This is a genomic window from Bradyrhizobium sp. AZCC 1578 (genome assembly GCF_036924675.1).
Taxonomy (GTDB): Bacteria; Pseudomonadota; Alphaproteobacteria; order Rhizobiales; family Xanthobacteraceae; genus Bradyrhizobium.
In genome coordinates this window covers 6977453-6998093 of record NZ_JAZHRZ010000001.1, presented here as the reverse complement: position 1 = coordinate 6998093, position 20641 = coordinate 6977453, and the positions used below count along the sequence as shown (strand labels likewise).

At 62.3% G+C, this 20641-nt stretch carries 20 protein-coding genes and 2 pseudogenes; 10 read left to right on the top strand and 12 right to left on the bottom strand.

Annotated features, from left to right (window positions below):
* The first annotated feature begins 499 nt into the window (after positions 1 to 499).
* The 3 genes from V1290_RS33230 (at position 500) to V1290_RS33220 (ending at position 3424) form a co-directional block, all read left to right on the top strand.
* Entirely contained in the window at positions 500 to 2263 is a 1764-nt protein-coding gene (locus V1290_RS33230; RefSeq protein ID WP_334368261.1) for an ATP-binding protein, read from the top strand.
* A 111-nt stretch (positions 2264 to 2374) separates the two neighbouring features.
* Entirely contained in the window at positions 2375 to 2959 is a 585-nt protein-coding gene (locus tag V1290_RS33225; RefSeq protein ID WP_334368260.1) for a peroxidase-related enzyme, read from the top strand.
* Positions 2960 to 3088: 129 nt separating this feature from the next.
* Positions 3089 to 3424 carry a hypothetical protein gene (locus V1290_RS33220; protein WP_334368259.1) on the top strand — a complete coding sequence of 112 codons (336 nt, stop codon included), beginning with the start codon at positions 3089 to 3091 and terminating at the stop codon, positions 3422 to 3424.
* Positions 3425 to 3758: 334 nt separating this feature from the next.
* Here V1290_RS33220 and V1290_RS33215 read toward each other — a convergent pair whose 3' ends face one another.
* Positions 3759 to 4076 carry a YnfA family protein gene (locus V1290_RS33215; protein WP_334368258.1) on the bottom strand — a complete coding sequence of 106 codons (318 nt, stop codon included), beginning with the start codon at positions 4074 to 4076 and terminating at the stop codon, positions 3759 to 3761.
* Between the two features lie 60 nt (positions 4077 to 4136).
* Positions 4137 to 4853: a hypothetical protein gene (locus V1290_RS33210; protein WP_334368257.1), complete on the bottom strand. Its 717-nt coding sequence runs from the start codon at positions 4851 to 4853 to the stop codon at positions 4137 to 4139.
* A 103-nt stretch (positions 4854 to 4956) separates the two neighbouring features.
* Between V1290_RS33210 and V1290_RS33205 the strand changes: the two genes are divergently transcribed.
* Complete coding sequence (locus V1290_RS33205) at positions 4957 to 5424, top strand: MerR family transcriptional regulator (RefSeq protein WP_334368256.1); 468 nt, start codon at positions 4957 to 4959, stop codon at positions 5422 to 5424.
* A gap of 438 nt (positions 5425 to 5862) precedes the next feature.
* Here V1290_RS33205 and V1290_RS33200 read toward each other — a convergent pair.
* From V1290_RS33200 to V1290_RS33190, 3 genes and pseudogenes are all read right to left on the bottom strand, one after another.
* Positions 5863 to 6006, bottom strand: a pseudogene (locus tag V1290_RS33200) (ClpX C4-type zinc finger protein); the annotation flags it as partial.
* Positions 6007 to 6021: 15 nt separating this feature from the next.
* Positions 6022 to 6192, bottom strand: a pseudogene (locus V1290_RS33195) (glyoxalase superfamily protein); the annotation flags it as partial.
* 209 nt (positions 6193 to 6401) lie between these two features.
* Positions 6402 to 6869, bottom strand: a complete 468-nt coding sequence (locus V1290_RS33190; protein ID WP_334368255.1) for a MarR family winged helix-turn-helix transcriptional regulator — start codon at positions 6867 to 6869, stop codon at positions 6402 to 6404.
* A gap of 195 nt (positions 6870 to 7064) precedes the next feature.
* On the opposite strand from V1290_RS33190, the gene V1290_RS33185 reads away from it, so the two are divergent.
* The 6 genes from V1290_RS33185 (at position 7065) to V1290_RS33160 (ending at position 13484) form a co-directional block, all read left to right on the top strand.
* Positions 7065 to 8990 carry an FAD-binding monooxygenase gene (locus V1290_RS33185; RefSeq protein WP_334368254.1) on the top strand — a complete coding sequence of 642 codons (1926 nt, stop codon included), beginning with the start codon at positions 7065 to 7067 and terminating at the stop codon, positions 8988 to 8990.
* Positions 8991 to 9194: 204 nt separating this feature from the next.
* On the top strand, positions 9195 to 9488 hold the full coding sequence (locus V1290_RS33180) for an acyl carrier protein (protein WP_028346689.1): 294 nt from the start codon (positions 9195 to 9197) through the stop codon (positions 9486 to 9488).
* A 9-nt stretch (positions 9489 to 9497) separates the two neighbouring features.
* Positions 9498 to 9971, top strand: coding sequence for a 3-hydroxyacyl-ACP dehydratase FabZ family protein (locus V1290_RS33175; RefSeq protein ID WP_334368253.1), 474 nt, complete (start codon positions 9498 to 9500; stop codon positions 9969 to 9971).
* Positions 9964 to 11163 (top strand): beta-ketoacyl-ACP synthase, encoded by a 1200-nt coding sequence (locus tag V1290_RS33170; RefSeq protein ID WP_334368252.1) that lies wholly within the window; start codon positions 9964 to 9966, stop codon positions 11161 to 11163. The genes V1290_RS33175 and V1290_RS33170 overlap by 8 nt, the downstream gene beginning before the upstream one ends.
* Positions 11164 to 11251: 88 nt before the next feature.
* Entirely contained in the window at positions 11252 to 12529 is a 1278-nt protein-coding gene (locus V1290_RS33165; protein WP_334368251.1) for a beta-ketoacyl-ACP synthase, read from the top strand.
* Between the two features lie 19 nt (positions 12530 to 12548).
* Complete coding sequence (locus V1290_RS33160; RefSeq protein ID WP_334368250.1) at positions 12549 to 13484, top strand: lipid A biosynthesis lauroyl acyltransferase; 936 nt, start codon at positions 12549 to 12551, stop codon at positions 13482 to 13484.
* 482 nt (positions 13485 to 13966) lie between these two features.
* Here the strand turns inward: V1290_RS33160 and V1290_RS33155 are convergent, their stop codons facing one another.
* The 7 genes from V1290_RS33155 to V1290_RS33125 form a co-directional block, all read right to left on the bottom strand.
* Positions 13967 to 15031 (bottom strand): polyamine ABC transporter substrate-binding protein, encoded by a 1065-nt coding sequence (locus V1290_RS33155; protein ID WP_334369255.1) that lies wholly within the window; start codon positions 15029 to 15031, stop codon positions 13967 to 13969.
* Between the two features lie 45 nt (positions 15032 to 15076).
* Complete coding sequence (locus V1290_RS33150) at positions 15077 to 16249, bottom strand: aminotransferase (RefSeq protein ID WP_334368249.1); 1173 nt, start codon at positions 16247 to 16249, stop codon at positions 15077 to 15079.
* Between the two features lie 7 nt (positions 16250 to 16256).
* Positions 16257 to 16535 carry a rhodanese-like domain-containing protein gene (locus V1290_RS33145; RefSeq protein ID WP_051379298.1) on the bottom strand — a complete coding sequence of 93 codons (279 nt, stop codon included), beginning with the start codon at positions 16533 to 16535 and terminating at the stop codon, positions 16257 to 16259.
* 198 nt (positions 16536 to 16733) lie between these two features.
* Complete coding sequence (locus tag V1290_RS33140) at positions 16734 to 17180, bottom strand: GNAT family N-acetyltransferase (RefSeq protein ID WP_334368248.1); 447 nt, start codon at positions 17178 to 17180, stop codon at positions 16734 to 16736.
* Between the two features lie 321 nt (positions 17181 to 17501).
* Positions 17502 to 18860 carry a metal-dependent hydrolase family protein gene (locus tag V1290_RS33135; RefSeq protein ID WP_334368247.1) on the bottom strand — a complete coding sequence of 453 codons (1359 nt, stop codon included), beginning with the start codon at positions 18858 to 18860 and terminating at the stop codon, positions 17502 to 17504.
* Positions 18861 to 18943: 83 nt separating this feature from the next.
* Positions 18944 to 19264, bottom strand: a complete 321-nt coding sequence (locus tag V1290_RS33130) for a hypothetical protein (protein ID WP_334368246.1) — start codon at positions 19262 to 19264, stop codon at positions 18944 to 18946.
* Positions 19265 to 19565: 301 nt separating this feature from the next.
* Positions 19566 to 20612 carry a cyclase family protein gene (locus V1290_RS33125; RefSeq protein ID WP_334368245.1) on the bottom strand — a complete coding sequence of 349 codons (1047 nt, stop codon included), beginning with the start codon at positions 20610 to 20612 and terminating at the stop codon, positions 19566 to 19568.
* Between the last annotated feature and the right edge of the window lie 29 nt (positions 20613 to 20641).

Genomic DNA, 20641 nt, shown 5'->3' with positions numbered 1-20641 from the left:
TCGGCGGGATCGCCAGGCAATTTCTGGTCGCTTTCGATGCTCACCCGAGATGCTTCTCCGCGCGAAATCGCCAATCCGCGGGCGGTTGGCGATCGGTCATGCAGACGCAAGCCGGAATCCAGTTTTCCCGCCCAGCGATATTGGTACGAAGGACAAATGGAAGGCGCGTTACAACTTGCGGTTAGCAATCGGTTACGTCGATACACGGGCTGGCTCCAATCACCATCGCCACTAGCAGGTTATCGAGAGGTGACCCTTGGCTGGTCCTCTCCTTCGAAATGGTAAACGGGAGATTAATTTGCGGCAGAGCTCGCGCGACCCAGCAAATGCGAGAAAACCCTGATTTTCCAAGCCTAACTCGCAATCGAAGCGTGAGATCGGACTCCGCTGCAAATACGGATCCTGACCGAGATGCCGCTGATTTAGCTGATACGGAACCACGCCGGTTTAACCGTTTCGCTAGTCGGGGCCGCCCATAATGCACGCCAGACCCCAATTCATGAGATCCAGGTTCAACACCGTGACATCCTTCGGACGTGTGATTTCCGTGCGCGGCTCCCTCGCCCGGGTCGGACTTCTGGCGACAGGCCAGATGCCCCTTTCCGAAGTGCGCGCCACCGTCGGCCGCTTCATCAGTATTCGCTGTGCGACATCCACCACCATCATCGCCATGATTACCGAGGTGTCGTGCGAGAATCAGCCAAGTTCTGATGAATACATCGCGACCGCATCGGTCGACCTGCTCGGCGAAATTTTCGGCGGCGACCGCCCGAAATTCCAACGCGGCGTCACCAATTATCCGACGATCGGCGACGCCGTCGACCTCGTCACCGCCCAGGACCTTCGCACCGTCTATGCGCCGAGCGGGTCGGACCAGATCAATGTCGGCACCCTGCAGCAGGACCGCTCGGTGATCGCCTATGTCGACGTTGAGGAGATGCTCTCCAAGCACTTCGCGGTCCTCGGCTCCACCGGCGTCGGTAAATCGACCAGCGTGTCGCTGCTGCTCAACGAGATTCTGAAGGCGCGGCCGAACCTGAGGGTTTTCCTGCTCGACGTGCACAACGAATATGGCCGCTGCTTCGGCGACCGCGCGGTCGTAATGAACCCGCGCAATTTGAAACTGCCGTTCTGGCTGTTCAATTTTGAAGAGATCGTCGACGTGCTGTTCGGCGGCCGCCCGGGCGTGCCGGAAGAGCTCGACGTCCTCGCCGAAGTCATTCCGATGGCGAAGGGCATCTATACCCAGTATCAGAACTCCGACCGGCTCGGGCTCAAGCGCATGGATTCCAAGTCGGTCGGCTACACCGTCGATACGCCAGTGCCGTATCGCCTTGTCGACCTGATCTCGCTGATCGACGAGCGGATGGGCAAGCTGGAGAACCGCTCCTCGCGCATCATCTATCACAAGCTGATTTCGCGCATCGAGACCGTGCGCAACGATCCGCGCTACGCCTTCATGTTCGACAACGCCAATGTCGGCGGCGACACGATGGCGGAAGTCATCAGCCATCTGTTTCGGCTGCCTGCCAATGGCCGGCCGATGACCATCATGCAGCTCGCCGGCTTCCCCGCCGAAGTCGTGGATTCCGTGGTGTCGGTGCTGTGCCGCATGGCGTTCGATTTCGGCCTGTGGAGCGACGGCGTCTCGCCGCTGCTGTTCGTCTGCGAAGAGGCGCATCGCTACGCCTCGGCCGACCGCAACATCGGCTTCGGGCCGACACGCAAGGCGGTGTCGCGCATCGCCAAGGAGGGGCGCAAATACGGCGTCTATCTCGGCCTCGTCACCCAGCGCCCGGCCGAACTCGACGCCACCATCATTTCCCAGTGCAACACGCTGTTTGCGATGCGCCTTGCCAACGACCGCGACCAGGCGCTGCTGCGCTCGGCGGTCTCGGACGCCGCCGCCAACCTGTTGTCGTTCGTGCCCTCGCTCGGCACCCGCGAAGTCCTGGCCTTCGGCGAAGGCGTGGCACTGCCGACGCGGCTGCGCTTCAAGGAGGTTCCGGTCCATCAGTTGCCGCGCAGCGAAGCCACGATCGCCACCGTGCCGTCGGTTTCCGCCGGCCACGACATGCATTTCGTCTCGGCCGTGCTGGATCGCTGGCGCGGCGCAACCTCGCACCGCGACGTGCCGAACGATCCCTCGATCAACGATCGTCCTGCCGCCCGCGTCATGACGCCGGTCGAAGCGCCGATGCTGCAGCCCTCGATGGGGCTCGATCCCGACCGCTTCTCGCTGCTGAAAAAGCCGCTGCGCTGAGGCATTCCAGTTTTGCGCGATTGCTCCGCGCGGGGCGGTGTCCACTTCCCCCGAAAACGCTATATGGTTCCGGCAACGCCGCATCCCGCGGCCATCAGCCGGAACCCTTTCATGTTCAAGCCCGCCGCCAAACGATTTCAGCCGCCCGCCATCGACAAGCTGCCGGAGGATATCCGCACGCGAATTCTCGCGGTGCAAGAGAAGTCCGGCTTCGTGCCGAACGTGTTCCTGACGCTGGCCTACCGGCCTGACGAGTTTCGCGCCTTCTTTGCCTATCACGACGCGTTGATGGAGAAGGACAGCGGGCTGACCAAGGCCGAGCGCGAGATGATCGTGGTGGCGACGTCGGCGGCCAACCAGTGCCATTACTGCGTGATTGCCCACGGCGCGATCCTGCGCGTCCGGGCGAAAAACCCCGTGATCGCCGACCAGATCGCGGTCAACTACCGCAAGGCCGACATCACGCCGCGGCAGCGCGCCATGCTCGACTTCGCCATGAAGGTGAGCCGGGCGGCCAATGAAGTCTCCGAGGCCGATTTTGCCGAAGTCGCCGGCCACGGCTTTTCCGAGGACGACATCTGGGACATCGCGGCCATTTCGGCCTTCTTCGCGCTGTCGAACCGGCTGGCCAACGTCACCGCGATGCGCCCGAACGACGAGTTCTATATGATGGGGCGGTTGCCGAAACAGGAATGAGCCCCGCGTCGTTACGGTTCCATCAGACGTTGCGGAGATGGATGGCTGTCCTGCGGTCGGCAAGATTTCATGTTGGACGCGCTGCCGCCGTGCTAAAATGGCAGCGGGATTTGTCGTCGGACGAACGCAGTGAAAACCCAGCGGCCCATCATCACGGACGATGAGCACGTCGTGCTCAAGTTCCGGCCGCGTACCTCGGCCCACCCGCCTGGCGGGCGGGAAGAACCTGGCCAGGCCGCCAGTCAAGTCAAGGGGCCGCAAACCGCGTACGAACGGTCGCGCGACGAGGGCGACGACTTCCGTCACCGCATGCTCGCCAACATCGCAGCACTCGCCTTCACCGTGGCCCTGACCGCGATCGGCATCTGGCTTGCGGTGAGCATCGCCGATCTCCGCAAGACCCAGGATTGCGTCCTGATGGGCCGCCGCGACTGCGCAAGGATTTCGGTGGCGCCGCAGGGGTAAGCTCCTGTTTCAAATGTTCAAGAGGCCGTCATACCCCGCCACCGGGTCTCGCCCTTGGCGAGCCCGATGACAGGCTCCGGCGGGGTATCCAGTACGCCGCGGCCTACCCACGTCATTGCGAGCGCAGCGAAGCAATCCACATTTCGGCTCGGGGATAGATGGATTGCTTCGCTGCGCTCGCAATGACGCGGAGATGGAGATAGTGACGCAAAACACCATCGTCATCCCCCGCGCATGCGGGGGATCCAGTACGCTGCGGCCTATCGATTCAATCATCGCTGTCTCTGGGATACTGGGTCGCCCGGTCGAGCCGGGCGATGACAGCGAATGTGTGTTAGCGTTCTCGCGACACGATGCGCCCGAGCTTTTGCAAATCGTTCGCACCGTGGGCGCGATTGCCGTTCGGACGCACGCTCTCGACCGTCCAGAGCCAGACAAGGGACGCGGCAATATAGATACCGCCATAGGCGGCGTAGGCGCGTCCCGCCGCCTCCGTTTGGACCAGCGTCAACAGATAGGCAAATACAATGAGGGAGAATACGCCTGGAAGCAGCCACCAGATGGGCTTGCCGAGGCGCAACCAGCCCCAGAAGGCAAAGCAGCCAGCGATTTCCGCGACTGCGGCACCAACATAAACGATAGTACTCTTCATAGGCCGAACTTCTCACGGCATCCGCTGCTGCTCAAGGCAGCGGATCAGATCGTCGCGGAGTCAGACCCGCAGCATTCGAATAAGCGGCTTTTCAAGTAGTGGCCATAGCACTGCGACTGCCAATAACGCTGTCGCGGTCCCCATCATGACGAGCGTTGATGTGGCGGGCTTGCGAGCCGCGCGCCGCGTCTGCCACGCGATCCAGCCCCATGCGCCGACGACCGAGAGGATGGCAAGGACGGTGACCCACACATGCATGCCGACAAACCACGCCAGCAAAGGTCCGGCACTGGCGAGAACCGCTGCCGGGAGCGCAAACGGCAAGACGCAACATACGCCACAAGCAACCGCGCCAGTCGAAAGCGTCACCGCGGTGACGCCTGCGGCTTTCGAACCCGGCGGCTCCTTGGCATCCTTCACGCTGGATGCCGAAGTGGCGCACGCGCATGACGATGGCGCGGGCGCGCTTGCCACAAACTGCTTAAACAAAGTGTCTGCGGCCTCGCGGTCCATTTCGGGCGCTGTGACCGTGAGGCGGATTTCGCTTCCCGTCTCGCAAAGCTCAAAGGCAAGGAATGCGCAGCAGGCCCGCTCATTGCGGACCATCTCATGCACGCGCTCGCGCGCATCGAGCGCATAGCTCAATTCCAGTACAAGATCGCGACGCTCGTATTTTCGGAGCGCGTCCTTGTTCAAGGCGGCAATCCAGGCAAGCCGGTCTTCAAACTCGCCGGACGCAAGCGTGCAGGCTATGGGCCGGGCTTCAACCATCGTCATCGGCAATCTCCTTGTGCGGGTGGTCAGATCAGAGCTTGCCGGGACCCTACATCCTCAAGTAACTTGAGGTTCAAGCAGCAAGAAGCGACGGAAAATCAGATAGATGGGCGATCTCAAGATCGGCGCCCTCGCTAGGCAGACTGGCACGAATGCACCGACGATCCGGTATTACGAGGAAATCGGCCTGCTTCGTTCAGCGGGTCGTCAGGCGGGCAACCAGCGCGTCTACAGCGCCGCCGATGTGAAGAGCCTGACGTTCATCCGGCGCTGTCGCGAGTTCGGGTTCTCCATCGATCAGGTGCGTTCGCTTGTGGCACTGGTGCAAGATCCTGCCAGCTCCTGCGTCCATGCGCGCGACCTTGCACAGGAGCATCTGGTCGCCGTGCGTGCGAAGCTTACGGAACTGAAGGCATTGGAGCGCAGCATCGCGGCTTTCGTGGCCAACTGCGATGCATCCTGCGCAGGCGGCGCGGGACCCGAATGCGTGATCCTCGATGATTTGTCGAAGGGGCGCACGCAAACGCGCAACACTTCAGGAGGCCGGCGCTCGAAGACCAGCGCGTGTTCGTAGAGCGCAATGCAGGAAGTGTCAGCAAGCCAGTAGCCCGGATGAACGAAGCGATATGCGGAATGAACCAACTGCGGATTTCGCTTTGCTCCGTCCGGGCTACGCTCGCTACGAGGGCGTTTGCCGGGTCCGCTCGTTGACGATGACCGTCGCTGTTCGCAGCGCCTGCTCGTACCGCTTCAGTTGAGCTTGCGAATATTCCTGCATAGACCGCAGTTCGTCCGGCGTCTTGTTCTTCAACTGGGCGAAGCTGGGCGACAGCGACACGTCATCACTATCTCCCGACGCGTTCGCGCGATGCGCGAGCACGCGCTCGATACGCTGCAATGCGAGCCGATTGCGCTGCACTCCATTGCCGGCGTGTACGACGTAGTGCTGCAGCCTGTCGGTGGACATGGCGCGGGCGCCCTCCTCGTCCCCTTCGATCAACCGAAGCAGGCTCTCGTCAACGATGTCAGAACAGAGGTCGATGCATTCGTCGCAGATGAACACGAAGGGCCCGGCGACCAGCTTTTCCACCTCGTGCTGGCTCTTGCCGCAGAACGAGCAATAGAGGGGTTTGTCTTGTGAAGCCGGATTCGGCAGGCCGCCCGCCGAGACGGCGCGCGGCCGGGTCTCCTCGATCTTGGCCGACAGGATATTCCAATTGTCGTAGCCGAACGCTTTCGCGGTCAGCTCCAAGGACTCGCTGTGCGTGGTTTGCACGGCCTTGGCACTTAAGGCATCGCGCAGGGAACGCGCCATGGCCTTCGCATCGCGGAAATCGCGCATGAGAGCACCCGTATCGGCGAACGGAGGAGATCGGTGCCTGCCTTGCCGACCCGTTCGCCAATAGCGAGGGCCGAGATATCAGATACGTTCACCATCCCAGAGGGCGCAGGCGGCAGGTGTATCAACCGGTCATTATAGTTGGCGCGGCCGCGGTCATTGTCAACCCGACGATGAACGCGCCTTGTCGTCCTTCATCGGCCCGCACTTTCTCACCGCAACTCCGCCGCCCGCAACGGCGCGCGACTCAGCTCGTTGCCGGCGGCGATTGCTTTTCGCAACAGCCGCATCAACTCGGCGCCCTCCTTTTCAGTGAGACCGCGCAGCATGAGGCGCTGGGCGGCTTCGACGGCCGGCGTGATGGCGCGCAGCGTTCGCTTTCCGGCTTCCGTAATCTTCAGCTCGCGGGCGCGGCGGTCGCGGCTACTGGGGTGACGCACCAGCAAGCCCTTCTGCACCAGGCGGTCGACCACGCCGGTGATGGTGGTTCGGTCATAGGCGATCAGGCCAGCCAACGTCACCTGATCGATCCCCGGGTTCATCCTGATGGCTGCCAACGCAGCGTACTGAACTGGCGTAAGGTCGAAGCCCGCCTCCTCGACCTCGGCCAGGAACACGGCCACCGCGATCTGCTGGAAGCGGCGTGCCAGATGGCCGGGCATCTCATTGTTGTCTCTCACCAAATTCTCCAAGGTAAACTCAAAGGCGGGTTTTGGAGTTGACAAGCATACTGATAATCAGCATGCTGATCAATATCGTCCGTGCGCTTTGCTCGCGGAATCTGCCGGCAGTCAAGTGACCGACGCCATAGATGAAGGGTAATCCAATCGGTCAAAATCAACTCCGGTCGGCCAAGGACGGGAGGAGCAGGTCTGATGCAGTTTCACCTGAATGGATTCGAGCCGGGCGACCCCGAAATCGCCGACCCCGTCGAGCGGATTTTGCCGTCCGGCACATCTGGACCGGTTCCGGCGGAAGTGGATGTCCTGATCGTCGGCTGCGGACCGGCGGGTTTGACGCTGGCGGCGCAGCTTTCAGCGTTTGCCGACATTGAGACCTGCATCGTCGAGCAGAAACCGAGCCGGCTCTTGCGCGGCCAGGCCGACGGCGTCGCCTGCCGCACCATGGAAATGTTTCACGCCTTCGGTTTCGGCGAGCGCGTGCTGAAGGAAGCGTGCTGGATCACCGAAACGACGTTCTGGAAGCCGGACGATCGCAAGCCCGAAAACATCGTCCGCAGCGGCCGGGTTCAGGACGTCGAGGACGGGCTGTCGGAGATGCCGCACCTCATCCTGAACCAGGCGCGCGTGCATGATTGCTATCTCGATGTCATGCGCAAATCGCCCGCGAAGCTCGAACCGTATTATTCGCGGCGGCTGCTCGACCTTCAGATCGCGCCGTCGGCGCAATTTGAAGACCACGCGGTGACCGTGCGCCTCGAACGGCTCGATGCCGGGCACGAGGGCGAGGTCGAAACCATCAAAGCCCGTTATCTCGTCGGCTGCGACGGCGCGCGCAGCATGGTGCGAAAATCGATCGGGCGCGAGTTGCGCGGCGATTCCGCCAATCATGCCTGGGGCGTGATGGACGTCCTTGCCGTCACCGACTTTCCCGACATCCGCTTTAAGGTGCTCATCCAATCAGCCCGTGACGGCAGCATCATCGTGATCCCGCGCGAAGGCGGCTATCTCGTCCGGCTCTATGTCGAACTCGCCAATCTCGACGCCGGCGAGCGGGTCGCCAGCCGCAACATCACGCCGGACGATCTGATCGCGAAGGCGCGGCGGATTCTCAATCCCCATACGCTCGACGTGAAAGAGATCGCGTGGTGGTCGGTCTACGAAATCGGCCAGCGCCTGACCGACAAATTCGATGACGTGCCGGAAGACGAGGTCGGCTCGCGCCTGCCCCGCGTGTTCATCGCCGGCGATGCCTGCCACACCCATAGCCCGAAAGCCGGCCAGGGCATGAACGTCTCGATGCAGGACGCCTTCAATCTCGGATGGAAGCTCGCCTCCGTTCTGCGCCAGCGCAGCGCGCCGCATCTCTTGCACAGCTATTCGGCGGAGCGACAGGCGGTCGCGAAGGAGCTGATCGACTTCGACCGCGAATGGGCCACGATCCTCGCGTCCGCCAAGGGCGACAACAAGGGCGCGGATGCGGCGAAAACCCAGGACTATTTCGTCCGGCACGGCCGCTATACCGCTGGAACGGCGACCCACTACCGTCCGTCCATCATCACCGCCGAACCAAACCATCAGCATCTCGCCAAGGGTTTTGTGATCGGCACCCGCTTTCACTCCGCCCCTGTCGTCCGCCTTTCGGACGCCAAGCCGGTTCACCTTGGTCACGTCGCCAAGGCAGACGGCCGCTTCCGGATTTTCATCTTTGCCGGCGCCGGTGATCCCGCCGCCACCAACGCCCCTCTCCGCTCGCTGTGCGATTTCCTGAGCGAGAGCCCCAAATCTCCGGTCAGGAGATACACGCCCGCGGGCGCCGATATCGATTCCGTGATCGACGTCCGCGCCATATTCCAGCAGGCGCACACCGAGCTCGCTATCGCGACGATGCCCCCGCTCCTTCTGCCGCGCAAAGGACGCTACGGGCTCGTCGACTATGAAAAAATGTTCTGCCCCGATCTCAAGGCCGGCCACGACATCTTCACGATGCGTGATATCGACCGGGATAATGGCTGCATGGTCGTGGTGCGGCCGGACCAGTACGTCGCGCATGTACTCCCGCTCGATGGCCAAGCGGCGCTTGCGGCGTATTTCGATGCGTTCATGCTAAGGGCCGGTTGAACCGTAGATGGGGTAACGGAACCAAAACCGGCCGTCCCTGCCCATGAATCGGTCGGCGATCCCCTCGCCGCCCTCCATTGAACTCAGCGCCCCGCTCCGATATACGGGCACTCGACTCCGGCCGAGGGAATGGGCCTTCCGGGGCCGTGCACCCGCCTCCTCCAAGCCGTTCCGGATTTTCTCCAGTATATCAAAGGCTTAATGATGTCTTCCACATTCGATCAGATCGCCAACATTATCGCGGAGACCTGCGACATCCCGCGCGACACGATCAAGCCGGAGAGCCACGCCATCGACGATCTGGGCATCGACAGCCTGGACTTCCTCGACATCGCCTTTGCCATCGACAAGGCGTTCGGGATCAAGATGCCGCTCGAAAAATGGACCCAGGAGGTCAACGACGGCAAGGCCACGACCGAGCAGTATTTCGTGCTGCAAAATCTCGCCGATCGCATCGACGAGCTGGTCGCCGCCAAGAATGCAGCCCCGGGCGCCTAATCGCCCGCCATGGACCTTGATTACTTCCAGCTCATCGACCGCGTCGTCGACCTGAACCTCGACGAGAAGAGGATCACGGTCGAGGCGCAGGTGCCGGCCGCGCACACCATCTTCGAGGGACACTTTCCGGGCTTTCCGACCATGCCCGGCGTGCTCTTGACCGAAGCGATGGCGCAGAGCTCCGGCTGGCTGATACTCGGCGTCCTGAAATTCGAGCGCATGCCGTTCCTGGCCATCGTGAAGGAAGCCAAGATGCGCGGGTTCGTCAGTCCCGGCTCGTTGCTGACGATCGAGGCGAAGCTCGAGCACGAAGGTTCCGGCTTTGCCGTCACCAAGGCCAAGGGCCGCGTCGGCAAGGAGTTGAAGTGCAGCGCTGAAATAACTTTCGGCCTTGCCCCCTTCCCCGACCCGGCCTTGCGCGTGCACATGGACGCGATGGCCAACAAGATCGGCTTCCCACTGCAGGCAATCACGCATGACTGAGCCAAAATCCGCAGGCGCCAAGGAAGTCTGGATCACCGGCATCGGCATCGTCTCCTCGCTCGGCGAGGGGCTGGACGCGCATTGGGATGCGCTCAACGCCGGCAGGATCAACATCGACGACAAGCGGTTCGCGCCCTACATCGTGCATCCGCTGGCGCCTGTTACCTTCGACGCGCAGATCCCGAAAAAGGGCGACCAGCGCCAGATGGAAGCGTGGCAGCGCATCGGCACCTATGCCGCCGGGCTGGCGCTGGATTCAGCGGGCGTCAAAGGCAACAAGGAAATCCTCGGACGGATGGACATGATCGTCGCCGCCGGCGGTGGCGAGCGCGACATCGCGGTCGACGCGGCAATCCTGAACGCCGACGCCAGGGGCAATTCGAGCCCGGGTTTCCTCAACGAACGGCTGATGAACGATCTGCGGCCGACGCTGTTCCTGGCCCAGCTCTCCAACCTGCTCGCCGGCAACATCGCCATCGTCCATGGCGTCTGCGGCACGTCGCGCACCTTCATGGGCGAGGAAGCCGCCAGCATCGACGCAGCACGGATTGCGCTGGCGCGGATCGAAGCCGGCCAAAGCGACATCGCGCTGGTCGGCGCGGCCCATAATGGCGAACGGTCCGATCTTTTGGTGCTCTATGAATTCGGCGACTTCAACCTGACCGAAAAGTTTTCGCCGGTGTGGCAACGCGAGGAGAGAGGCGGGTTCGCGCTCGGCTCCGCCGGCTGTTTCCTGGTGCTGGAAGCCCGCGAGCACGCCGAAGCCCGCGGCGCCAAGCCTTACGCCAAACTGACCAAGGTCGTTGCCGACCTTGCGCAGCGCAAGCAGCCGGGCACGGTGACCAAATCGCTGGAGGCGCTGTGGCCGAAGCTCGGCGTCGGCGACAGCGGCACCCTGATCACGGGCGCAACCGGCGTCGAGCCGGTGACGTCGGACGAGAAGGCCTTTTTGCGCCAGCATCCCGGCTTTGCGGTGCGCGCCACCGGCACGATCTTCGGTCACACGCTGGAGACGCAGTTTCCGCTGGGGCTGGCGCTGGCCGCACTCTCGATCTCCCGTGGCGCGCTATTCCCGCCCAACGACCCGACAGGCCTCGAGGTTGAAAAGGCAGGCAGCCCGGACCAGATTGTCGTGGTGGGGGCCGGTCATTGGCAGGGCGAAGGCATGGCCCTGGTCGAGGCCATCAAGTAGAGCGTGGCCGAAAGACCACTTTCGGCACCGCCAGAGCAAGCAGTGAGCGCGAGCGCACTTTCAGTTACGGCGCAACATCGGGGGAACCATGTCAGCACCACGCGATAAACTCGGCAGGCCGATCGTCGTCGTCACCGGCATGGGCGTAGTGACGTCGCTCGGCGCCGGCAAGCAGGACAATTGGGCAAAGTTGACCGCGGGTGAATCCGGCATCCGCACCGTGACGCGCTTTCCGATCGACGGCTTGAAAACGACCATGGCCGGCACCGTCGATTTCGTCACCGTCGATCCGTTCTCGTCGACCGGCCTCAGCGAACGTCTCGCCGAGATGGCGACCGGGGAAGCGCTCGAACAGGCGGCGATCGGCGCCAAGGCCGACTTTCCCGGACCGCTGTTTCTGGCAGTTGCGCCGGTCGAAGTCGAATGGCCGCAGCGGCTCGAGCTCGGACGCGCGGTCGGCAGGACCGAATTCGGCTACGAGGATATGCTGCGCGTCAGCGGCGGCGGCCGGTTCACAGCCTACCATCGCCGCTTCATGTTCGGTTCGATAGCGAGTCACCTGGCCGAAACGTTCGGCACCAAGGGATCGCCGATCTCGCTCTCCACCGCCTGCGCCTCCGGCGCCACCGCGATCCAGCTCGGCGTCGAGGCGATCCGCCGCGGCGAAGCCGATGCCGCGCTGTGCGTCGGCACCGACGGCTCGGTGAACCCGGAAGCGATGGTGCGATTCTCGCTGTTGTCGGCGCTATCGACGCAAAACGATCCGCCGCAGGCCGCCTCCAGGCCGTTTTCCAAGAACCGCGACGGTTTTGTGATGGCGGAAGGCGCCGGCGCGATGGTGCTGGAGAGCTACGAGTCCGCAATCGCGCGCGGCGTCAAAATTCTCGGCGTGGTGGCCGGCTGCGGCGAGCTGACCGACTCGTTCCACCGCACCCGCTCCAGCCCGGACGGCAAGCCGATCATCGGCTGCATGCGCAAGACACTGGCCGATGCCGGCCTCGAGCCGGAGCAGATCGACCACATCAACGCGCACGGCACCGCGACACCGGAAAACGACAAGATGGAGTACAACACGACCGCGGTCGTGTTCGGCGATCATCTGCCGAAGATTCCGGTGTCCTCGAACAAGTCGATGGTCGGGCATACGATTTCCGCGGCCGGCGCGGTGGAAGCCGTGTTCTCGCTGCTGACGCTGGAGCATCAGCGGATTCCGCCGACCATCAATTACGAGATTCCGGATCCGGCCATCCTGTTCGACGTGGTCGGCAACAAGGCGCGCGACGCCAAGGTCACCGCCGTGATGTCGAACTCGTTCGGTTTCGGCGGGCAAAACGCCTCGCTGATCCTGACGCGCGAACCGGTGTAGCGAGCTGGCTATTTCTTAAATGAAACGCCTGCTCCTACGCACCAAGGCGCGCCTGCGCGACGCCGCCAAGCCCATGGCGGAAATAGCCGTCGGCGCGCTGACGATCGCGCTGTTGCGGACCACCCGCTATTTCGATCCGGACAAGACCGCCGATTTCTTCGGCCGCGTCACCCGCTTCATCGGGCGCAGGCTGCGCGAGGACCGCATCGGCCGCGAGAATCTCAAGGCCGCCTTCCCGGAGAAATCGGCCGAACAGATCGAAACCATCCTGGCCGGCGTCTGGGACAATCTCGGTCGCATCGGCGCCGAGTTCGCCCATCTCGATCACATCTGGGATTACGACCTCGACCATCCGGAGAAGCCGAGCCGCATCGAGTTCCCCCCGCGGACCAAGGAAATCTTCGATTCTTTGCGCGACGACGGGAGGCCTGCGATCATCTTCGCGAGCCATCTCGGCAATTGGGAAATCCCGGCGCTCGGCGCCGTCGCCCACGGGCTCGATTGCGCCATCCTGTTCCGCCGGCCGAACATCGAGGCCGCCGACCGCGCCATCGAACGGATCCGCGCCGTCAAGATGGGCACGCTGGTGCCGGCCGGCCGCGAAGCGCCGCTCAAGCTGGCGGAGGCCCTGCAGCGGGGCCAGCACGTCGCGATGCTGGTCGATCAGTACCTGGGCAACGGCGTCGAGGTGACGTTCTTCGGCCGCAAGACCAAGGCCAACCCGACGCTGGCGCGGCTGTTGCGGCAGGTCGAATGCCCAGTGCACGGCGTGCGCATCATCCGCCTGCCCAACCACCGCTTCCGCGCCGAACTATCCGAAGAGGTCAAACCGGTGCGCGACGCCTCCGGGCAAATCGACATCCAGGGCACGATGCAGGCGGTGACATCCGTGGTCGAAGGCTGGGTGCGGGAATATCCGGACCAGTGGCTGTGGCTGCACAGACGGTGGCGGTAGAATCCGCAACCGTCTCTCCTCGTCATTGCGAGCGGAGCGAAGCAATCCACTCTCGACTCGCTGAGGCATGGATTGCTTCGTCGCTGCGCTCCTCGCAATGACGGGAGCAACGCTCCCTCACCTCCCGGTTGGGGCCTATCCGCCGAACAGGCCGAGGCTCCACGCCTTCATCGCAACCGTCGATGCCAGGACGACAATGATCTGCAGCAGCGTGCGCGTTGAGAAGAAGGTGAGGATGTTGGTCATATGATGCTCCCGGAAGCGAGCTATAGAGTTTCCTTCGCGTTCCGGCAATGGAGGTTTGTTGGCCGGATGAGGTATTGTGCGCGGGAGACCTCTCCACGTCATTGCGAGCCAACGGTCGCGCGAATGCGCGCCCGATGACAGGCTCCGCGAAGCAATCCATCTTCCCGCTTGCTGATGCATGGATTGCTTCGTCGCGTTGCTCCTCGCAATGACGGATGGGGCACCGGAGTGCCGCATCACCTCCCCGTCTTCACCCGCGTCCACAGCCGGTTGATGATCCGCTGCGTCGCAGGCTCGCGGGCCCGGATGACGAACAGCTTTTTCTGCGTCGCCTCGTCCGGATAGATATTCCTGTCGTTCAAAATCTTCGGATCGATCAGCTTCTGGCTCGCGAGATTGCCGTTGGCGTAAGACAGGAAGTCGGAATTCTTCGCCGCGACCTCGGGGCGGTAGAGATAGTTGATCAGCTCGTAGGCTTCCGCGACGTTCTTGGCATCCGCAGGGATCGCGAGATTGTCGAAGAACATCTGCGCGCCCTCTTTCGGGATCGTGTAACCGATCTCGACGCCGTTCTTGGCTTCCGCCGCGCGGCTGCGCGCCTGCATGATGTCGCCCGACCAGCCCACCACGAAGCAGATCTCGCCCGACGCCAGCGCGCCCAGATATTCGGAAGAGTGAAACTTCCGGACGTTGGGCCTGATCTTGCTGACGAGATCGGCGGCCTTTTCCAGATCGGCCTGCTTGGTGGAGTTCGGATCGATGCCGAGATAACTCAGCGCCGCCGGCAGAATGTCGTCGGCGGAATCAAGCATATGGATGCCGCAGTCTTTGAATTTCGCGAGGTTCTCCGGCTTGAAGACGATATCCCAACTGTCGATCTTGGCGTCGGGACCCAGGATTTTCTGCGCGGCCTTGACGTTGTAGCCGATGCCCGTGGTGCCCCACATGTAGTTGGCGGCATAGTTGTTGCCGGGATCATAGGTCGCAAGCTGGCCGGTCACCACCGGCCAGGCATTGGCGAGATTGGGCAGCTTCGACTTGTCGAGCTTGAGGAAGACTTTTGCGGTGATCTGGCGCTGCAGAAAATATCCGGTCGGCACCACGACGTCATAGCCCGACTTTCCCGCCAAGAGGCGCGTCTCCAGCGTCTCGTTGGCATCGAACGTGTCGTAGACCACCTTGATGCCGGTTTCCTTGGTGAAATCCTCCAGCACCCCCGGCGCCATGTAGTTCGACCAGTTGTAGAAGTTCACGGTGCGCTCCTGTGCCCAGGCGGGCGAGAGCGACAGCGCGACCGTCATCACGCCGATCAGGCAAAGCGGGCCTCGGATTGGATGGCGCATCCTCTACCTCTTGCGACGGCCGTGCACCGCGTCCGACAGGCGTTCCAGCGCGGTATCCAGCGTTTCGTCCTTCTTGGAAAAACAGAACCGCACCACCGACGTCACCGCATCCTGTTCATAGAAAGCCGACACCGGGATCGCGGCGACCTTGTAGTCGCTCACAATGCGCCTGCAGAACTCGACATCGGTCTCATTCAAGCCCAGCGGCGACAGGTCGACGGTGAGAAAATACGTGCCCTGCGACTTCAGCACGGGAAAGCCGATGCCCTCCAGTCCTTTCGTCAACCGGTCCCTGCTCCGCGCCAGTTCCTTGCGCATGTCGTAGAAATAGTGATCGGGTTTGCCGAGGCCATAGGCCACCGCAGCCTGCAGGTTCGGCGCGGTGGTGAAGGTCAGGAACTGGTGCACTTTGGCCGCCACCCGCAACAGCGGCGGCGCGGCGCAGACGAAGCCGACCTTCCACCCCGTCAGCGAAAAAATCTTGCCGGCACTGCCGACCTTGATGGTGCGCTCGCGCATGCCCGGGATCGTGATCAGCGGGATATGCTCGCGGCCGTCGAAGATCACGTGCTCCCAGACCTCGTCGCAGATCGCGATGGTGTCGAACTTCTGGCAGAACCGCGCCAGCAATTCGAGGTCTTCGCGGGGATAGACGACAGCCGCCGGATTGAGCGGGTTGTTGAACAGCACCGCCTTGGTCTTGGGATTGAAGACGCTGGCCAGCATCTCTTCCGTCACTCGCCAGCCCGGCGGCTCGAGCCGCAACAGGCGCGGAATGCCGCCGGCCTGGCGGATGATCGGCAAATAGCTGTCATAGACCGGCTGGAACACGACAACCTCATCGCCGGGTTCGACCACGGCGAGAATGGACGCGGTCAGCGCCTCGGTGCCGCCCGAGGTCACCATCACTTCCGTCATCGGATCAAGCGAGAGCTTGTGCCAGCGGCCGTAATGAGCCGCGATGGCCTGCCGGAGTTCCGGAATGCCCATCATCGACGGGTACTGGTTATAGCCGTTCACGGTCACATCGGCCGCGGCGCGACGAATGTCTTCCGGCCCGGGATCGTCGGGAAAGCCCTGGCCGAGATTGATGGCGTTGTTGTCGCGCGCCGCCTGCGACATCGCCTCGAAGACGGTGACGGGAAGGTCGGCAAAGACCTTGTTCATGGAGGTCATTGGCAGATCAGCCGCCGGTTTTGGTCGGCAATCCCGCAGCCTTCCAGCCGATGATGCCCCCTGCCAGATGCTTGTCGTAAGGCAGCCCCGCCGCCTGCGCTGCGAGCGAAGCCGTCACCGAGCGCTTGCCCGAGCGGCAGGCGAAAACCACCTGCTTTCCCTGCGGTTCCGGAATGGCCGCCGGATCGAAGCTCTGGAGCGGAACCACCACCCCATCCGGATAGGCCTCCACCGCCACCTCATTGGGCTCGCGGACATCGACCAGAAGATAGCGCCCCTCCGCCATCCCCTTGGAAACGTCTTCCGGCGTCAAATCGTGCACCTGATGGTCCGCCACGCAATATCCTCCTGACAACCTGCCGCGCGGGCTCCGACGGGCCCGGCCAAGCGGGCGCCAAAGTCGCCCCTCACGCGGTGAAAATCAAGCGCCGCGAACGGTTTAAAGCGCCGTTCGAACCTCCGGCCTCAGCTTCGGCGGAGGCGGCTATAGAAGCTCCTTCGCAATGGGCCAAGCGCCATTCGGCGACTGAGGACCATTCGCCCGGTAACCTCGACGAAGGTAGAATGCCATCGCGTTCCAACTGGCTTCGGCCCGCACCGCCCGAATGCCTCGCTCGCACATCAGCCGCTCGAACATCTCGAGTAACCCCGCGCCAACGCCCCGGCCGGCAAATTCCGGGTCGGTATAGAGTCCCTCCAGCCAGTCGCCGCGAATGGCCCCCCACCCGGCTACGATGCCGTCCAGCTCGGCCACCCATACTTCCAGCTCACGCAGCTTTTGCTCCATTCCGGCGCGCGTGAGCTTCGCAGCCCACGCCTGCGCTTCGGCAACGGACATTTTCGGCGGCGCGAGTCCAAGGATCGATCGCCGTCGAATATCGGAGAGACCGCTTGCGTCCTCGCGCGTCGCCCGACGGTAAACGGTCTCCATCGTAACCTGCTTCGAGTTAAACGAACTGCCGAACCAGCGCGACAATATCAGCTATCGAGAGGTGAGCGGACTTGATGGCCGCGTACGCCGACGTCTGAGGATGGATCCATCGCGGACGCGGACTGACAAAGGGAAGATGCCGCTCGTCCGCGATGGTTCGCCATGAAACTGCCGGCATCCATTCAGGCAGAAGTATTGTCGGCAAGGATGCACGAATCCGCTGCGAGAAATCGGCTTGGCCCTCGGCCGCCTGCGCAGGCGCGTTGATCAGGGACCTCCGCCGCAGAGGATGCAATTCCGAAAAGCAGGCTCAGCACGTCCTCACTTGGCCAGAGTATTTTTGTGAATCGTACCGTCCTTCATGATGACCTTGAAGCTGTTGGCAGGATCGGCAATGAGGCTGATGTTGTCCAGCGGATTGCCGTCGACGAGCAAGAGATCGGCGAGCGCTCCCCGCTCCACGACGCCGAGCTTTCCCGGATAGGGATTTCGTTTTCCGGAGAGTTCCAGCAGTTGGGCGTTAGTCGAGGTTGCCATGATTAGCGCTTCGGCGGGTGTGTACCAGCGAGTGAGCGAGGCCAGAATTGCCCCTTGTTGGCGCGCCAGCGCAGCAGAGAATAGGACGTCAGTGCCCCACGCCGTCTTGATCTTGTACTTCTTCGCCAGTTCGTAAGTCCGACCTATGCCGGGCCAGACCTCATCCGCCTTGGCTCGCTGAACTGAACCCACTGGAAAGCCCAGCCGCAAGTCCTCGGGGAGTGGCTGCATGCTTAACCAAATCCCTTTTTCGGCGAACAGTTTGGCGGTTGCGTCGTCCATCAGCATGCCATGTTCGATACACTTCACGCCAGCCGCAATAGCCACCTGGATCGCATGTGGCGTAAAGGCATGCGCGGTAACGTAGGTGCCCCAATTCTCGGCTGCCTCAACGGCGGCGCGCATTTCGGTCGCGGTAAATGTGGTCACATCAATCGGACTGAAGGGTGACGACACCCCGCCGCCTGCCGTCAATTTGACTTGGGAGGCTCCCTGCATGAACTGTTCGCGGACGCGCAATCGCACCTCGTCGGGACTGTCCGCAACCATCGCGCCGCCAGTCTGCTCCATACGCGTCAGCATGCCGCCGATCGTCCGCGGCAGATCAGTTAGCTGACGGAAATCCCCATGCCCGCTCGTGACAGTAATCACGGCACCGGACGGATAAATGCGCGGGCCTTTGACGATGCCCTCGTCGATGGCGCTCTTGAGACCGAACACCGGACCGCCCACGTCGCGTACGGTGGTGAAGCCGCGCATCAGAGTGTCAGTCGCCTCGTTGCCAGCCACGAGATTGAGGTAGCCAACGTCGCCGAGCGACTGTGCCGGCGTCACCCGGATCAACATCGCGTGCCAATGCACGTCGATCAGGCCGGGCATCAGCGTTCGCCCACCTCCGTCGATAATCGTCGTAGTGGCGCTTCGATCAACCGAAATCGGTGTCTGGGAAATTGTTTCGATCAGATTACCTCGAACAAGAATGTTTGTCGGTTCGGATAACGTCTGGCCCTTGCCATCGAAGACCCTGACATTGTTGAAGAGCGTTGTCGCGTGGTTTACTTGCTGGGCTGGCGCCACGTCTATCGGGAGCGCCAGCGCACAGATCTGTAGCGCAACCAAACGGCAGAAATGCGCGGAAACCATTTGACCCTCACGAGCAGCGGATCGCCAAGGTGTATTCATGACAACAACATTGCCGCGCAGTGCGAACCAGAGCGCTTAAGTTTTCAGCGATGCATGTAGCGACGTCCAATCACTCGGCCGCTTCTTGCATCAATCGTTAGCCTTAAGATGTCGCGCCCCCGGCGCGTCTCACCTGTGACGACCCAGTATCTGCCGCGCCTGTCGATGTTCCGGATGCGATGGACGCCATTGCGTCGCGCGATTCGTGTTGCGTCCTGCCGATCAATGCGCCCTCTGCGATCGATGCGAACACCGTCGCGATCGATAGTAACGCTTTGCGCAACTGCGTTGGGAATGACGGGAGGAAGCAACTCAGCCAAACTGAGGAATGACGCCCCCAACAGAACTGCGAGCACTTTGTTCATCGAGCATTCTCCACATCACCGCGTTGTCGCGGTTAAGTTGCGCTCGTTATCACTCACACTATACAGGGACGTTTCCCCTTAGCAATGGCGCAGGTCCGCCGCTCATTGATGCTTTTCTCGCGCAAAATGCTCTCAAGAGAGGCGCAGTTGCGCGGTGATCGGAAGCCGATCCGGACAACCTTAAGAATAGGTAAGGGGCAATGGCTTATCTGGTGCGCACCTCTGCTATTGGCACAGACCGGCGGTTGGAAGATAGGCAGAGCGTGTCCGCTCTGAATGTGGCCCTAATGGACGCAACTTCTCAACGGAGGGCGAGCGGCCGCAGCGTCGTGCCGGCCACGGTACCGCGGATGGCGTTTGTGGTCAGGATATAGGCGAACTCGTAGACACGATCTGCGGCGAGCCGCTCAAGATTATTGAACTCCAGGATGTGGACGCCCTGCTGGACCAGCAGATAGACGTGGACCGGGATGAAGCTGCCGCCAACGGCCTGAGAATCTGCCGGCTTCGGCGGCCCATATTCGAGCCCGGATGTATCGGAACCGAGCATAAGCGCGCCCTTCTCCTCGACGAGCCACTTCGCGGCTGTCAGGCCGATGCCCGCCGAGTCGTGCTGGCCGATTTTGGCATGGTCGCGGCCGTTCTCGCCCCAGTAGCGCGCAGTTCCCGTGCGCAGCAGAACGACCGTGCCCGGGGTGACGTCGACGTTCTGCGCCTTCAACGCGCCCTCGATATCAGCGATAGTGATTTCATAGGAAGACGGAAGGGCCTCCACGTTCTTGAAGCCCGCAACGTCGACCAAGACGCCCCGCGCGACGATCGGCGGGATCGTGGTCACGTCAGCCTTGCGAACGCCGAAGTCGCCGCCCCACTCGTCGGACGTGAAACCGTTGTAAAACTCGTTCTTCGGTCCATGCGTGACGTGGCCGAGCCCATCAATCTGGGTCGCCACGTTGTCGTTCATGAAGATCGCGTTGCTATGCCAGGCGGTGATCCCCGTATTGCCTCCCTCCGGCGTGGTGAACGACAGATCCTTCTGGCTCCTCACGCCCGCGGGCGAGCGGAAGCTCATGATTTCTCCCGGGCTGTGACCGGGCCATTTGTATGAATAGCGGTCGTACGGAAGGCCGAGATCGTAGACCCTACCCTGTGTCACGAGCTTCAAGGCAGCCAAACGTGATGCATCAGTCATCTCGTTGAGGTTTCCGACCTCGTCCTGAGGTCCCCAGACCCAGCCCCATCCTTTTCCTTTTGACCACTTCTTCATGCCACCGTCCTGCGCATAGCCTCCGCCGGCGGCGAATGCGAGAACGGTCACGGCGAGCAGGAATCGCGAAACTACCTTCATGGAATCCTCCTGGAACGACATGGATAGCT

Bases quoted from the DNA above. Each gene is read 5' to 3' on its own strand.
- V1290_RS33165 (WP_334368251.1), top strand. From the start codon at position 11,252: ATGTCAGCACCACGCGATAAACTCGGCAGGCCGATCGTCGTCGTCACC.
- V1290_RS33130 (WP_334368246.1), bottom strand. From the start codon at position 19,264: ATGAACAAAGTGCTCGCAGTTCTGTTGGGGGCGTCATTCCTCAGTTTG.
- V1290_RS33230 (WP_334368261.1), top strand. From the start codon at position 500: ATGAGATCCAGGTTCAACACCGTGACATCCTTCGGACGTGTGATTTCC.
- V1290_RS33160 (WP_334368250.1), top strand. From the start codon at position 12,549: ATGAAACGCCTGCTCCTACGCACCAAGGCGCGCCTGCGCGACGCCGCC.
- V1290_RS33135 (WP_334368247.1), bottom strand. From the start codon at position 18,860: ATGGTTTCCGCGCATTTCTGCCGTTTGGTTGCGCTACAGATCTGTGCG.
- V1290_RS33175 (WP_334368253.1), top strand. From the start codon at position 9,498: ATGGACCTTGATTACTTCCAGCTCATCGACCGCGTCGTCGACCTGAAC.
- V1290_RS33225 (WP_334368260.1), top strand. From the start codon at position 2,375: ATGTTCAAGCCCGCCGCCAAACGATTTCAGCCGCCCGCCATCGACAAG.
- V1290_RS33155 (WP_334369255.1), bottom strand. From the start codon at position 15,031: ATGACGGTCGCGCTGTCGCTCTCGCCCGCCTGGGCACAGGAGCGCACC.
- V1290_RS33210 (WP_334368257.1), bottom strand. From the start codon at position 4,853: ATGACGATGGTTGAAGCCCGGCCCATAGCCTGCACGCTTGCGTCCGGC.
- V1290_RS33180 (WP_028346689.1), top strand. From the start codon at position 9,195: ATGTCTTCCACATTCGATCAGATCGCCAACATTATCGCGGAGACCTGC.
- V1290_RS33205 (WP_334368256.1), top strand. From the start codon at position 4,957: ATGGGCGATCTCAAGATCGGCGCCCTCGCTAGGCAGACTGGCACGAAT.
- V1290_RS33185 (WP_334368254.1), top strand. From the start codon at position 7,065: ATGCAGTTTCACCTGAATGGATTCGAGCCGGGCGACCCCGAAATCGCC.
- V1290_RS33215 (WP_334368258.1), bottom strand. From the start codon at position 4,076: ATGAAGAGTACTATCGTTTATGTTGGTGCCGCAGTCGCGGAAATCGCT.
- V1290_RS33140 (WP_334368248.1), bottom strand. From the start codon at position 17,180: ATGGAGACCGTTTACCGTCGGGCGACGCGCGAGGACGCAAGCGGTCTC.
- V1290_RS33170 (WP_334368252.1), top strand. From the start codon at position 9,964: ATGACTGAGCCAAAATCCGCAGGCGCCAAGGAAGTCTGGATCACCGGC.
- V1290_RS33125 (WP_334368245.1), bottom strand. From the start codon at position 20,612: ATGAAGGTAGTTTCGCGATTCCTGCTCGCCGTGACCGTTCTCGCATTC.
- V1290_RS33145 (WP_051379298.1), bottom strand. From the start codon at position 16,535: ATGGCGGAGGGGCGCTATCTTCTGGTCGATGTCCGCGAGCCCAATGAG.
- V1290_RS33150 (WP_334368249.1), bottom strand. From the start codon at position 16,249: ATGACCTCCATGAACAAGGTCTTTGCCGACCTTCCCGTCACCGTCTTC.